The organism is Endozoicomonas sp. PH6C, from assembly GCF_059322965.1.
In genome coordinates this window covers 3,648,437-3,661,981 of record NZ_CP185342.1, presented here as the reverse complement: position 1 = coordinate 3,661,981, position 13,545 = coordinate 3,648,437, and the positions used below count along the sequence as shown (strand labels likewise).

Genomic DNA, 13,545 nt, shown 5'->3' with positions numbered 1-13,545 from the left:
AGCGCTCAACCTGATTTACCAGCTTCAGTTGGGATTTTTTGACTCGTTCCGCTCCAGCGTGGAAACGAGTTGTTGGGGTTTATTTTAATGACTTTTTCAGCCTCCTAGTTGATTGTCCTATGCTTTGTAAATTTTTCAGGAAATAGGGGGGCAGATGCTTCTTTTTCGTAGTTTATGGTTTCTGTTTTTTAATCTTATGCTGGTGGCTTCCTGTTGGAGCAGTGTTGAGTCACCCGAGCAGAAAGCTCACAGGAATGCCCGGCTCAGTGTCAACGGCCTCTATTTTAGTTTCGTCTTTGCCGAAGAAAATAAAAGGCTGTTAGAAGCCATCATGGTTTCAGTGCGGCAAGTCTATGACTACTATTATCAGGATCTTTGGTCGGAAGGTCACTCTGCAACAGAGAATCGGACAGAAGCCCGACAGCAACTTCTCACCAACCTCATCCAGCAGGCTATCCGGCATACTACTTCGAAAGTCATTGGTAGCGAAAAGGTGGTTGACAGTCACCCAGACTGTTCCATGTTCCATCTCCTGCAGGCATTCAGTAATGCTCCTGCCATGGAGGAATCCGGGGATGTCGTTCATTGGTATCGAACCCGGCCTGTGTTGCTTCAGGGGGTCGTCGCTGAAGATCGTATGGACTCTATGGAGAGCCTGATTCAGGAGGCTGTGCAGAACAGTTTCAGAGAATTCCCGTCTAACCCGGTTTCCCGGGAACAGTTAGCCCGGCAACTGGGTTTTATAGTGGTGGAAATGCAGGAGCTTTTTCTCCGTGGTAAGGCGCTCCGTTCTCTTAGCCACACGGTAAACCGCTTCAAACGGATACCGGAGATCGGCAGTGATCTTTCATTTGCTTTTTTTCTTTCCTTTTTGACTGAACGGTTTAACAGCCACGGCACCCTCTGGCATACAGAGAGCGGGGGGAGCAAATGGCGTCAGTATCAGGGAGACCTCTCCGCCCTGTTTATGAAAGCTGCTGATCATGAAGAATATGGTATTGAGTGGTACCAGCAGATTCGCAGGGTTCTGGATGGAGAAAAACCGGTCATTGAAGAGCCTTTCGGGGCTGACAATGATTGGGAACATTGGATCAAACCTGTGATCATGATTCCGTTTTCCTTGGTGGTCATCTTCACGGTGGTATCAATAGTGAAAGAAATATGTGAACCGGAACCTCCGCGAAGAAGAGCTAAAAGAGGATAGGCTGTAAACATTAGCCAGAGCCCCCGTTTCGCTGAACAATTTCCACAATTAAACGTTCTGCCCTAAATTCATTGGTTTTTTCTCTGCAGCTGCCATTACCTTGTTCTATGCTTCCTTAATTTGTCAGGACACAGGGGTGTTGGATGCTTCTTTTTCGTGGTTTTCTGTTTTTGTTTCTCAGTCTGATAGCAGTGGCTTCCAGCTGGAGCAGTGTTGAGTCAATCGAGCAGAAAGCTGAGAGGAATGCCCAGAAGAATCTTGGCAATCTCTATTTTGATTATGTCTTTGCCAAAGAAAATGAGGGGCTGTTAAAAGCCATGATGGTATCTGTCCGGCAAATCTATGACCTTTATAAGCCGAATCAGTGGCCGCAAGACCAACTGGTTCCAGACAATCAGAAAGAAGCTCGACAGCAGTTTCTTACCAGACTCGTCCAGCAGGCTGCCCGCCACACTATTGCGAAAGTTAACGATAAATTGGACGACAGTGACCCGGACCGTCCCATATTTCATCTCCTGCAGGCATTCAGCAATGCTCCCGACATGAAGGAATCTCAGGATGTTGTTCACTGGTCTCAAACCTATCCGGTCATGCTTCTGGGGGTGATGGCTGAAGATCGTCTGGACTCCATGGAGAGTCTGATTGAGGAGGCTGTGCAGAACAGCTTCAGAGAATTTCCCGCCAACCCGCTTTCCCCGGAGCAGTTAGCCCGGCAACTCGGTTTTATTCTGCTGGAAATGCAGGAGCTTTTTCTCCGGGGCAAGGCGCTTCGTTCACTTAGTTTTAAGGTTGAAAAGCAAAAACAGAACCCACGGATTGCCAGAGACCCTGCATTTAACATTTACCTGACCATCCTGACTGAAGACTTTAATAATCATCCCACCCTCTGGCATAAAGACAGCAAACGTCGTGACTATCAGGAAAACCTCTCTGCCCTGTTTATGGAAGCGGCTGACCGTCAGGATTACGGTCTTGGGTGGTATCAGCAGGTTCGCAGAATTCTGGATGGTGAAAAACGGGTCAGTAAAAAGCTGGTCATTGAAAAGCCGATCAGGCAAAGCCATCAGGATGACAATAACTGGGAACGCTGGTTTAAAATTGGGGTGATCGCTTCGGCAGGCGGCGTGGTCATCAGCATGATCAGCATAATGGCCTTTTTGATGGTCGATGAATATAAAATGGAACGCAAGTGGCGGCAAGAGGAAAAGCTGCGAAAGAAGCTGGGCAGAGCACTCAACAAGCCTTGGCGGAAAGATCCGAAAGGAAGGGACTGGACACCTAACAGAAGGGACAGGAAGAAGGTAAGAGATATCATCGAAGGCTTTGATCGAAAGATTTGGGAAAAAGTCATGATCAGAGCCGGGGTTCTGGATCCCCATTTCTGTGACATGGATCTGGATGATCTCTATATGCAGTGGTCGCTGGCAGATCTTTATAGCCATTTGAGACAAGAAGAATATATCCTGACAAGAGAAGATAAAATACGTCATGAACAGCAGCGGCAAGAAGCGGCTGAAAGAGCCAGAACAGCCGCCTACACTGCAACAACCCATCAACAAAATAAGCTCAAGACCCTATCCAATTCCGGCTTCAGTTGGGATTCTTCAGACAACGATGGTGGTTTTGGCTTTTCCAGTTGGGATACACCGACCACTCTTTCAGTTCAGGGGCTGGAGGCTAGCTGGGATTGATTATTTAAAGCTTTGTCAGCTGATTTATGTTCGGTAAACAATTTCCGCCATTAGAAGGTTCTGGCCATGGATTCATTGTTTTTATTCCGCAGCGGCCAGTTGCTTGTCCTATAATTTTTTAATTTGCCAGTTGACAGGGAGGTCAGATGTTTTTTCTTCGAGGCTTATTGTTTGTGTTTTTCAGCTTGATGCTGGTGACTTCCTGTTGGGGCAGTGCTGAGTCACCCGAGCAGAAAGCCGCCAGGAATGTCCGGGATAATCTGAACAGTCTCTATTTTGATTACGTGTTTGCCGAAGAAAATGAGAAGCTGTTAAAAGCCATCATGGTTTCGGTTCGGCGAGTCTATGATAGCTATGAGCAGGATCAGGGGGCGGAAGGCCACTCTTTACCAGACAGTCAGACAGAAACCCGACAGCAGTTTTTGACCAGACTCGTTCATCAGGCTGTCCGGCATACTATTTCGAAAGTCACCGCTAGCGACAATCCGGACCACCCTATGTTTCACCTTCTGCTCAACAAAGCACCTGGCATGGAAGAATCCCCGGATGTTGCTCGTTGGTATCGAACGCGACCTGTGTTGCTTCAGGGGGTCTCGGCTGAAGACCGAACGGACTCAATGGCGAGCCTGATTGAAGAGGCAGTGCAGAACAGTTTCAGAGAATTTCCGTCCAACCCGCTTTCCCCGAGAGAGTTATCCCGGCAGCTTGGTTTCATTCTGGTAGAAATGCAGGAGCTTTTTCTCCGTGGCAAGGCGCTTCGTCATCTCAGCTACAGGGTCGATGAGCAAAAACAGGACCCGGAGATTGCCAGAGACCCAGCCTTTGTTCTTTACGTTTCCTCTTTGACTGAACTGTTTAACAGCCATTCCACCCTCTGGCGTACAGACAGTGAACGTCGTCATTATCAAGAAGATCTTTCCGCCCTGTTTATGGACGCCGCTGGTCTTGAAGGTTATGGCACTGAATGGTACCAGCAGGTTCACAGAGTTCTGGAGGGTAAAAAGCCGGTCACCTACCACCCCCGAAGTGGTTATAATCTCGATGGTCTCAATTATAAAGTACTGTTCCTTTCAGGCGCATTGCTCGGAGGTTTTTTAACCGGCGTGATGGGTATAGTCATTGCTCATGGCCAGAGGCTATCACAAAGAGAGCAATGGACATGGGAGATTGAACAGGCGGAGGAGTTGCAAAGAAAGTTAGGCAAGGCACTCGAGCTGGAAGATCAGGAAGGAAGGGACCGGGAGCCTGACAGGAGAGACAGGAAAAAGATCGGAGAGATTATGGAAGGCTTTGATAGAAGGGTTACGGAGAAAGTACTGATCAGGTCCGGGGCTCTGGATCCCTATTCCTGTAACGTGGATATTAATCTCAGCATGCAGATATCGCTGATAAAGCTATACGACTATTTGAAGGAACGCAGGTATCTCTTGACAAAAGAAGAGAAAAGACGCCGGGAGATGGAGATGGAAATGGAGATGATGCAGGAAGAGGCGGATGAAAGGGCCCGAACAGCCACCTGCAGCGGAACTAGCCATCAGCAGGGGAGGGCGACCACACATTCACCCTCCAGTAGTTCTTCAAGTCAGCAAAGAGCAAGTGGCTGTTCCAGCTGGCGTACCCCAAGGACTTCTGAGGTTCAGTGTCGCAAGGCGACCTGGAGCTGAATGGCACCATTAAAAAGACTCCCCAATAAACAATTTCCGCAATTAAAGAACCTGCCCCTTGTGAATTTGCAGACTTTCCTTATTATTGATGTTTCACGGAGATCTGCTCAGGATCTCTGCACTCGTCCTGGTTCAGGACCCTCAGAATTGTTTAAGACATAAGGTTACGGAATTCACATGCTGGATCCCAAATACGTTCGCAGCCACCTCGATGAAGTGGCTGCCTTGCTTCGTAAAAAGCATTTCGAGCTGGATGTAGAGCGACTAAACGCTTTGGAAGAGCGTCGCAAGTCCCTGCAGATGCGCACCGAACAGCTTCAGAGCGAACGTAAATCCGGGTCGAAGGAGTTCGGCAAGATCAAATCCCGAGGCGGTGATATCTCCGAACTCAAGGCTCGTATGGACCAGCTCTCTGCGGAGGTGAAAGAGTCCGAGCACCAACTGTCAGCCCTGCAGGTAGAACTGAATGACTTGTTACTGGGGGTTCCCAATCTGCCCCATGAATCAGTACCGGAAGGAGCTGATGAAGAAGACAATGTTGAAGTGCGTCGTTGGGGAACCCCGGCTGATTTCCAGTTTGATATCAAGGATCACGTTGATCTGGGTGAGCCCCTGGGTCTGGACTTTGAAACCGGCACCAAACTGTCTGGTGCACGTTTTACACTGATGCGTGGTGGCATTGCCCGACTGCATCGTGCCCTGGCTCAGTTTATGCTGGATGTTCAGGTTCAGGAACATGGTTATGAAGAGGTCAATACACCGGCTCTGGTTCATGATACCGCTCTGCTGGGGACTGGACAGCTGCCAAAGTTCAGTGAAGATCTGTTCAAGACCGAATGCGCTGAAGCTGAGAAACCTTTCTACCTGATTCCAACCTCCGAAGTGACCCTGACTAACGTCGTACGTGAGAGCATTCTGGATGCCATTGAACTGCCACTGAAACTGACGGCACACTCTTGCTGTTTTCGCAGCGAAGCAGGCAGCCATGGTCGTGATACCCGTGGCCTGATCCGCCAGCATCAGTTTGAGAAAGTGGAAATGGTTCAGGTAGTGCATCCGGAAAAGTCGTTCGAGGCGCTGGAAGCCATGACCGGTCATGCTGAGGCTATTCTGCAGAAACTGGGACTGCCTTATCGCGTAGTCGCGCTCTGCGGCGGTGATCTTGGCTTTGGTGCCGCCAAAACTTACGATCTGGAAGTCTGGCTGCCGGGTCAGGGCAAGTACCGTGAGATTTCTTCTGTCAGTAACTGTCTGGATTTCCAGGCTCGCCGCATGCTGGCCCGTTTCCGTAATCCCGAAACCGGCAAGCCGGAACTGCTGCATACCCTCAATGGTTCGGGTCTGGCAGTGGGCAGAACGCTGGTGGCTGTTCTGGAAAATTATCAGAATGAAGACGGCTCCATTACTATCCCGGAAGTGCTTCAGCCCTACATGGGTGGCGTCACTGTGCTGGGCAGATAGATAGCTCTGAAACAGATAGTTCTAAAACCAGAGCACCTTCAGGTGCTCTGGGTCACAGGCTCCGAGACCAGGTTCTTCAACCACCGTCGTGAGAATACTCTGAACAACACCATCATAGCCTTAAACAGCTCTTCAAACAGGCTGAAAATAAACACCAGGTACAGCGGCAGTCCCCAGTGCGCTGCGAGCCAGGCCATGGGGATGCCAATCCCCCACATGGCAAAGGTGCAGATGATAGCGGTGGCTTTAACATCTCCGCCACTTCTCAGCAGGCCGATAATTCCCATCAGGTTGATAACCCGGATACACAAGCCCACACTGGCTACGATCATTGCCTCCTGAGCCATAGTCATGGTGGAGCCTTCAAACTTTCCGAACAGGGTAACCACATCCGTCCGGAAAACGATCAGCAGAGTACCAATAAACAGCGCAATAAAGGGTGACATGACCAGCATCATCCAACCCTGTCGCCAGGCTCTCTCAAAACGGCAGGCTCCCAGTTCCTGACCCAGAATAATAGAGCCGCCCACACCGAATCCGAGAAACAGTGAAATCAGGATGGCCTCGATAGAGGAGATCGCTGACATGACTGCAAGCTCATTGACACCAATACCGGCATAGATGACGCTGTATATAATCAGACCAAAAGCCCAGGATCCGTCCTGGAGCACGATGGGAACACTGACTTTGAAATAGCGAATCAGCTCTTTCGTTTTCAGGCCCAACTCTAAATCCTGTTTTTCGGGAATCAGGTAGCTTCTGAATTGTTTGATGTACCAGAGCAGAAGGACTGTCTGGAAGAGTCTGGACAGCGTTGTTCCCCAGGCCGATCCGGCAACGCCCAGTTCCGGGAATCCAAAGTGCCCAAAAATCAGCACGTAATTCAGGAATACATTCACCAGAATGGCATAAAAGCCAATGAGGGTGGGTGTTCTGGCATCGCCAGATGCTCTCATCGCGGCTTCCAAAGGTACGACAATTGCCGCACAGATAATCGAAGGGGCGGTAATCAGGAGGTATTCAATAGCCAGTCGGGTTAGCTCAGGGTCGCGGGTTGAAAGCCCGATCACGACATCAGGCAGCAGCATGTAAAAGGCCACGATAGGTACCGTGATGAGTACTGAGGTCAGCAGCGATTGCACCAGCGTTCTTCGCAAGCCCGCAGGATCGCCCGAGCCGATAAACTGTGAGGCCAGAATACTCATACCGCTACCCAGAGAGGCAGTCAGAATCAGGTTAAAGAAAAAGATTCGGTTTCCCAGGCCCACCGCAGCAACGGCTGTCTCACCCAGCTGACCGACCATCAGAATATCGATGAGTCCGAGCAGGGAAAACATCATGGATTGCAGGGAAACAGGCAGGGCGAGGCGCCAGAGTTTATGAAAAAACTCCCTGTCCGCACTAAAACTTAGTGAAGCGGATGTATTCATGCAGTTCCTGATAAAAAGGGTATTAAGTACTCAACCATACGAAATCATATTTTCTGACTTATTGTTCAGGCACTCGCGGCAACTGCTCCTGCGTTGCTCTAGCTCCTGCATCCATGCAGTCGTGATGCGTTGCAACTCTGGTCACATAGCTTGCTATGTTCCCGTCGTTGCGCCTTGCAGAGCACCAGCCCAATAAGCCAGAAATATTCGATTCCGTATGGCTGAGTACTTAGACTGTTCTAGATTCAGTCTTGAATTATTCGGCGTAGATTATATGAACTAAAGTATCGCTCATCTGCTGGGAAATACCGAACTCTGAAGTGAGACAACCAGGCATTGGATTTTAAGGCTTTAAAAGAGGGTATAAGGATCAAATTTATTCTTATTAAAGGATAAGCATTCACTGGTATAATGCCGGACAATGAGAGGAACAGGTTCAGTATCAGGTTAAGCCGCTGAAAAAACCGTTTCCCGGATACAATAATGATAACTGAAAGAGAGTCGTCCGAGTGGATTATTTGCCATTATTCCTCGAAGTTCGTGATCGTCCCTGTCTTCTCGTTGGGGGGGGGGACATTGCCTTGCGCAAAGCCAGATTACTGTCTGATGCGGGTGCGATGATTCAGCTGGTAGCGCCCGAAATTCACCCGGACCTGATGACATTGATCAATGCCGGAGATCATCAGTTCCGGCAGAAAGCCTTTGAGCTTTCTGATTTGAAAGGCGTTTGTCTCGTTATTGCAGCAACCGATGATCCTGAAGTGAACTCGGAAGTGGCCCGGCAGGCAAAGCTGCAAAATTTGTTTGTCAACGTCGTCGATGACGCTCAATCCGGTAATGCCGTAATGCCTTCTATTGTTGATCGCTCACCGGTTATGGTGGCTTTCTCAACGGGAGGAAAAGCACCTGTTCTAGCGCGAATGCTGCGACAGCAATTGGAATCCATCTTGCCGGCTGGCTATGGCCGTCTCGCCGAAATGGCGGGGCAGTTTCGTGCAAAAGTGTCCCGGAAATTCAGTCATATCAATGATCGCAGATATTTCTGGGAGCGTGTGTTAACCGGGAGTGCTGCGGAAAAAGCCATTTCCGGCGATGTTGAGGCAGCCCAACGTTTAATGGAAGAAGAGCTCGCCAGCTCCGAAGCGGTGACAACCGGGGAAGTGTATCTGGTGGGTGGTGGGCCAGGGGACCCGGACTTGCTGACATTCAAAGCACTGAGGTTGATGCAGCAGGCTGATGTCGTGTTGCATGACCGACTGGTTTCAGAACAGGTATTGTCACTCTGTCGCCGGGATGCGGATTACATCTACGTAGGCAAGAAGCGCGATCGACACACCCGCCCTCAGGAAGAAATTAATCAGCTACTGGTCGATCTGGCAAAAGAAGGTAAACGGGTGTTGCGTCTGAAAGGAGGAGATCCATTTATTTTTGGTCGGGGAGGTGAAGAGATTGACACTCTGGCTGAAGAGAATATTCCTTTTCAAGTGGTGCCGGGTGTTACGGCGGCATCCGGCTGTGCCAGTTATGCGGGCATTCCCCTGACGCACAGAGATCATGCTCAGTCTGTAAGGTTTGTAACCGGTCATCTTAAAGACGACAGCTATAACCTGAACTGGCAAGAAATGGTTGACACTTCCCAGACTCTGGTTTTCTACATGGGTCTGATGGGGTTGCCACGAATCTGTGAAGAGTTACACAAACACGGGCGCAGTTCAGACACACCCATTGCTTTGATTGAGAAGGGAACCACCCAGAAACAAAGGGTATTCACCGGAACTCTGGATACTATTTGCAGCATTGTTGAAGGGAATGCTGTAAAGGCACCCACTTTGATAATTGTTGGTGATGTGGTGCAGCTCCACGACAAGCTTAAGTGGTTTAATCCTCAAACTTCTTAGTTCAAACAATACATCCCCCACCCACTGCATTCCCGCCCTTTGCGCGGGAATGCATCAGGTTATAAGTTCGACAATATGGCCAGAGTGGCCATGACACCCAGAGCAGTCGTCACTGCGGCTTTACCTGCTGATGAAGTGGGCAGGACTGTCATATTTGTGCTTGATGCAGTGGGTACGACGGTCATATTTGTATTTGATGAAGTTGGGAGTGCTGTGGTCGTAACTGTGTTTGATAAGTTGGAGGCCGCTGCCGAACTCATATTGACGGCATTGAAGAAGGCTGCGAAACCTGCAGCTGGGTCAGAGGACGGACTGACTGGCTGGCAGACCTCTGAAACAAAGAAGAGCTCACCTTCGAGGTTGACCAGCCCGGCGCAGGCATTGGCTGTGGAACCATTCATGGCGGTCCAGATATTCACGGTTGTTTGAGTGGGAATTGGCCAGACACTGGGTGAACTTACAACTTTTTCGCACAGTTTTTGTTTTTCCGCGTCATCCAGTGTTATGTGTGCTGCTTTCAGGCTGAAGCGTTCCAGAGGTTGCCACCATGGTTTGACTGCCTGAAGGTGGTTACAAACCAAATTCAGAGCAAGCAGTCCACTGACGGTCAGAGCGGTCTGTGTTGTTTTGATCTGATTACCAATCAGGTAAAAAAGAGGAAACTTTGTTTCCTTATCTGCGGTACCAACAAGTACAAACCCTCCCTTGCGAAGAGGGTCGAGTCGTGTGATACCCTCATTGGAAATATTAACATTGTTTTTGAACACATCCATGGAGATTCTGGGGCCCAGTCTGAACTCTCCCGCCTCTGCCATATCGCCTTGGAATGTGTTCCCAGTCACAGTCAATAACCTGGACTGGTACTTGATGGCGGGAAGATTGACTAATACTCCTTGATCGGGAATAAGATCGGAAAGAATGCCGTTGTGAAGCCCGGTGTATTTTTTTCCAATGACCGTGTTATTGGCAAACTGTAGACCTGGACCTCGATACCAATAAGTGGCGGATAAATTCAAAGGTAATTTGCAATCCAGGTTAACTGCTGCCCGAACAGGAAGATGGAATACGTTTTTTTCTAATATCAGTCTGCGGTTATAACACTCTGCAAAAACAATGGAGTCAATTTTGGGGAGGTTATTCTCACGGGTTGGCCGGAAAGTAATGTGTTGTATATTACTTTTTCTTCTTTCTCCGAAGAGGAAGTTATCAGGGGCTCCAATCCTGATCATACTACTGCCTGTAAATCCTGGCCGATCCTCGATAACGATTTCATGATCGACCTCGGCAGCTCCAAGAATGTCCTGACCGTCTTTCAAACGAATTTCACCGTCAATAAAGTATTTAGCGGTAATTTTACCAGGCGCCGAGGTCGTTGACGGAGGAGGCATCGCTGTGGTGCTATTTGACAGAACCATTGAGGAAGAGGTCATATTCATCGAAGAGCTGGTGGTGACATTGGCAGTGGTTGGGGCAGTGGTTGAGGTCTGCACGGTTTCGGAGGAGAGCAAAATAACAGTGTTCTCTGGAATCCGTTCGATCAGCTTGTTTAAATTCTCTGTCGGGTCAGCTTTGAGAACAATACACTGTCGATTGTAAACAAGGTCGCTATAAAGGTTCACTACCGCATCAACCCCCATTGCCTGTGGTGAAAGACGGTCGCACAATTCAGTCGGAAGGAGGGGGGGAGCAGAAGGGGTTACACTGGGTGATTGAGTTGTGTTCTGTGCCTGCAGAATCAGAGCCTGTGACAGGAGTACAAGAGCGATTAAGCAGGCTGAATAATACTGTAGCTTGGTCATGTTAAAGACTCCCGATAAGCCTCCCAGATAAGAAGCCTAGACTCCGCATTTATACTTATCCATTAATATGGTTGAGATGTTTCAGGAAAAACAGTTGGATTTTTCTTACTACCCTCTCTTCAGTGCTCTTGCCCGGACAGCCAGCCCTGACTCCAGAGCTATTTCATATCACTCGTTTTGCCCTCGACGGGAATGTCTATCTCCTGAGATGATGTACGGATTCCCGGGCCGGGACCACCCACAGCACCTGAAAGCACAGCAATCAGAATAAACGCTGGGTACATTTATATCAGCGCCTGGTTGCACCTGGCTATAGATTCAACAATACAGCCAGAGTGGTTATAACACCCAAAGCAGTCGTCGCGGCGGTTAAACCTGCAGTTGAAGTGGTCACAACATCAGAGTCGTCTAAACCCGCTGATGTGGTGTCAATAACAGCAGGGGTAGCAAGTGTCGGGCAGTTTGCTGCATTGTCAAAGTAGAGCTGACCCTGGATATTTTTCAGCCCGGATAGAACAGAAGCTCTGGAATAATTGATGGGAGTCCAGGTATTCACGATCTGGTCGACTGTCGGTCTTCTGGTCGTCGCTATGCCGGCGGTTGAACTCACGGATGTTTGGCACTCAGTTCCCAGCCGTATGGGGTTAACTGCTATCAGTGAAAAATAATCGCTGTATTGTTTCCACAGAATCATTCCCAGAAAGCGGTTACAGGCCAGGGCCAGTTCAATCTGATTAATGATGGTTAAAGCTTGCGTTGTGACCCGGATATAATTACCGGCCAGATTATAGCGAGGAGCTTTTCTCACAGTAGATGAAAGTCCCCTTAAAGCCAATCCCCCTCGTCGGAGCACTCTTCCTGTTCTAATTTCGCTTCGTGTTATGTCTTTATTGTCAATGTAAATGGAAGCCGTGTTTCTAAAAATATCAATACTGCTACCGGACCCAATTGTAATCTCAGCCAATTCTGAGATTTTGCCCCGAAATGTGTTTTCAATTATTTCGAGCTTGTTTGATTGGTTAGTGATGTTGGCAAGAGCAATAATTATCGCCTCCTCAGGAATCATGCTGTGTTGTGATGTGCGGATGGTTTCAGCTATGACCTTGTTGTTGGCGAAGCGTAGGCCCGGGCCCGTGTGCAAATTATTGGCGGATGCATCCAGAGCTAAACTGCAACTCACTTCAACTGCAGCCCAGGTAGGGAGATATAAAACGTTGTTTTCTATAGCCAGTGTCCTGTTATAACAGTTTGTGTAAAAAATAGTGTAAATTGGATTATCGGGATCAGTTCCAGTTGGCCGGAAAGTTATGTGTTTTATATGATTGTCTATTGTTTCGCTAAAATTGAATCCGCCATTGTATTCAACTCCAACCTCGATCATGTTTCTGTCTGCAAAACCTGGATGAAGCTTGATAACAATTTCAAAACCGTCATCAGCAGCCCCGATGATGTCCTGACCGTTTTTCAAAGTTATTGGACTGGCAATAAGATAATCAACAGTGGGCTTACCTGTTACGGGGGCAACGGTTGGAGAAGTTGTATTGGAGGAAAGCAAGATAATGGTGTTATCAGGAATCTGTTTTATCAACTCACTTAAATCATCTGCAGGGTCGGCACTGAGAACAACGCACTGTCGTCCGCTAACAAGACCACTGTATTGCTGAAGTCGTCGTTCAACCCCAGTCGTTTGACCTCTGAGAGAGCTACATAATTCCCTTGGAGGGGGAGTTGCAGTAGTAGGAGCTGCAGTCGTAGGAGCTGCAGTCGTAGGAGCTGCAGTCGTAGGAGCTGCAGTTGACGATTGAGCTGTAGCTGTCGATTGAACTGCGGCTGACGATTGAACTGCGGCTGACGATTGAACTGCGGCTGACGATTGAACTCCAGCTGTCGATTGAACTGCGGCTGACGATTGAACTGCAGCTGTCGATTGAACTGCGGCTGACGATTGAACTGCGGCTGTCGATTGAACTGCGGCGAACGGTTGAACTGCGGCTGTCGTTTGAACTGAGGCTGTCGGTTCAACTGCCGTTGTCAATTGAACTGTGGTTGTTGGATGAACTGAGGTTGTTGATTCAGCTGCGGCTGTCGGTTGAAGTGCTGCTGTCGGTTGAGCTGTGGTTGTTGGATGAACTGCGGTTGTAGGTTGAGTCGTGTTTTGAGCCTGAAGGTTCAGGGGCAGTAACAGAAATACAGGAGCGATGAACAGGGCCGAATGGTGCCGCAACTTAATCATTTTCAGGACTCCTTGGAAAAGTCGTTAGGAAGACTAGACGCTGTGTTTATACTTATCCATTAATGTGATGATGGTGTTGCAAGAAAATAGATGGATCTTTTTGTCAATCCTCTCTTTAGTGTTGCTAATCAGGGTATTAGCCTTGATTCCTGAGCCTTTCATATA

10 protein-coding genes are annotated in these 13,545 nt (G+C 48.8%); 5 read left to right on the top strand and 5 right to left on the bottom strand.

Annotated features, from left to right (window positions below; all coding sequences use genetic code 11):
* The first annotated feature begins 154 nt into the window (after positions 1-154).
* The 4 genes from ACOMG9_RS13895 to serS all read left to right on the top strand — a co-directional run bounded on the left by ACOMG9_RS13895 (position 155) and on the right by serS (position 6,020).
* Complete coding sequence (locus ACOMG9_RS13895; protein ID WP_448217297.1) at positions 155-1,204, top strand: hypothetical protein; 1,050 nt, start codon at positions 155-157, stop codon at positions 1,202-1,204.
* Positions 1,205-1,347: 143 nt separating this feature from the next.
* The gene (locus ACOMG9_RS13890; RefSeq protein WP_494528976.1) at positions 1,348-2,895 is read left to right on the top strand and encodes a hypothetical protein; all 1,548 of its coding nucleotides are present in this window, start codon (positions 1,348-1,350) and stop codon (positions 2,893-2,895) included.
* Between the two features lie 146 nt (positions 2,896-3,041).
* Positions 3,042-4,559 (top strand): hypothetical protein, encoded by a 1,518-nt coding sequence (locus tag ACOMG9_RS13885; protein ID WP_494528975.1) that lies wholly within the window; start codon positions 3,042-3,044, stop codon positions 4,557-4,559.
* A 177-nt stretch (positions 4,560-4,736) separates the two neighbouring features.
* On the top strand, positions 4,737-6,020 hold the full coding sequence (gene serS / locus ACOMG9_RS13880) for a serine--tRNA ligase (RefSeq protein WP_448217294.1): 1,284 nt from the start codon (positions 4,737-4,739) through the stop codon (positions 6,018-6,020).
* A gap of 38 nt (positions 6,021-6,058) precedes the next feature.
* Here the strand turns inward: serS and ACOMG9_RS13875 are convergent, their stop codons facing one another.
* Positions 6,059-7,450, bottom strand: coding sequence for an MATE family efflux transporter (locus ACOMG9_RS13875; protein WP_494528974.1), 1,392 nt, complete (start codon positions 7,448-7,450; stop codon positions 6,059-6,061).
* 509 nt (positions 7,451-7,959) lie between these two features.
* Between ACOMG9_RS13875 and cysG the strand changes: the two genes are divergently transcribed.
* Positions 7,960-9,348 (top strand): siroheme synthase CysG, encoded by a 1,389-nt coding sequence (gene cysG / locus ACOMG9_RS13870; RefSeq protein ID WP_448217292.1) that lies wholly within the window; start codon positions 7,960-7,962, stop codon positions 9,346-9,348.
* Positions 9,349-9,407: 59 nt separating this feature from the next.
* Here cysG and ACOMG9_RS13865 read toward each other — a convergent pair whose 3' ends face one another.
* The 4 genes from ACOMG9_RS13865 to ACOMG9_RS13850 all read right to left on the bottom strand — a co-directional run bounded on the left by ACOMG9_RS13865 (position 9,408) and on the right by ACOMG9_RS13850 (position 13,169).
* Complete coding sequence (locus ACOMG9_RS13865; RefSeq protein WP_494528973.1) at positions 9,408-11,147, bottom strand: hypothetical protein; 1,740 nt, start codon at positions 11,145-11,147, stop codon at positions 9,408-9,410.
* 158 nt (positions 11,148-11,305) lie between these two features.
* Entirely contained in the window at positions 11,306-11,431 is a 126-nt protein-coding gene (locus ACOMG9_RS13860) for a hypothetical protein (protein WP_494528972.1), read from the bottom strand.
* Between the two features lie 26 nt (positions 11,432-11,457).
* Positions 11,458-12,735 carry a hypothetical protein gene (locus ACOMG9_RS13855; protein WP_494528971.1) on the bottom strand — a complete coding sequence of 426 codons (1,278 nt, stop codon included), beginning with the start codon at positions 12,733-12,735 and terminating at the stop codon, positions 11,458-11,460.
* Positions 12,736-12,740: 5 nt separating this feature from the next.
* Positions 12,741-13,169 (bottom strand): hypothetical protein, encoded by a 429-nt coding sequence (locus ACOMG9_RS13850; protein WP_494528970.1) that lies wholly within the window; start codon positions 13,167-13,169, stop codon positions 12,741-12,743.
* Between the last annotated feature and the right edge of the window lie 376 nt (positions 13,170-13,545).

Coding starts and splice junctions, on each gene's coding strand:
- ACOMG9_RS13875 (WP_494528974.1), bottom strand. CDS start 7,450: ATGAATACATCCGCTTCACTAAGTTTTAGTGCGGACAGGGAGTTTTTT.
- ACOMG9_RS13885 (WP_494528975.1), top strand. CDS start 3,042: ATGTTTTTTCTTCGAGGCTTATTGTTTGTGTTTTTCAGCTTGATGCTG.
- ACOMG9_RS13860 (WP_494528972.1), bottom strand. CDS start 11,431: ATGTACCCAGCGTTTATTCTGATTGCTGTGCTTTCAGGTGCTGTGGGT.
- serS (WP_448217294.1), top strand. CDS start 4,737: ATGCTGGATCCCAAATACGTTCGCAGCCACCTCGATGAAGTGGCTGCC.
- ACOMG9_RS13890 (WP_494528976.1), top strand. CDS start 1,348: ATGCTTCTTTTTCGTGGTTTTCTGTTTTTGTTTCTCAGTCTGATAGCA.
- ACOMG9_RS13895 (WP_448217297.1), top strand. CDS start 155: ATGCTTCTTTTTCGTAGTTTATGGTTTCTGTTTTTTAATCTTATGCTG.
- ACOMG9_RS13865 (WP_494528973.1), bottom strand. CDS start 11,147: ATGACCAAGCTACAGTATTATTCAGCCTGCTTAATCGCTCTTGTACTC.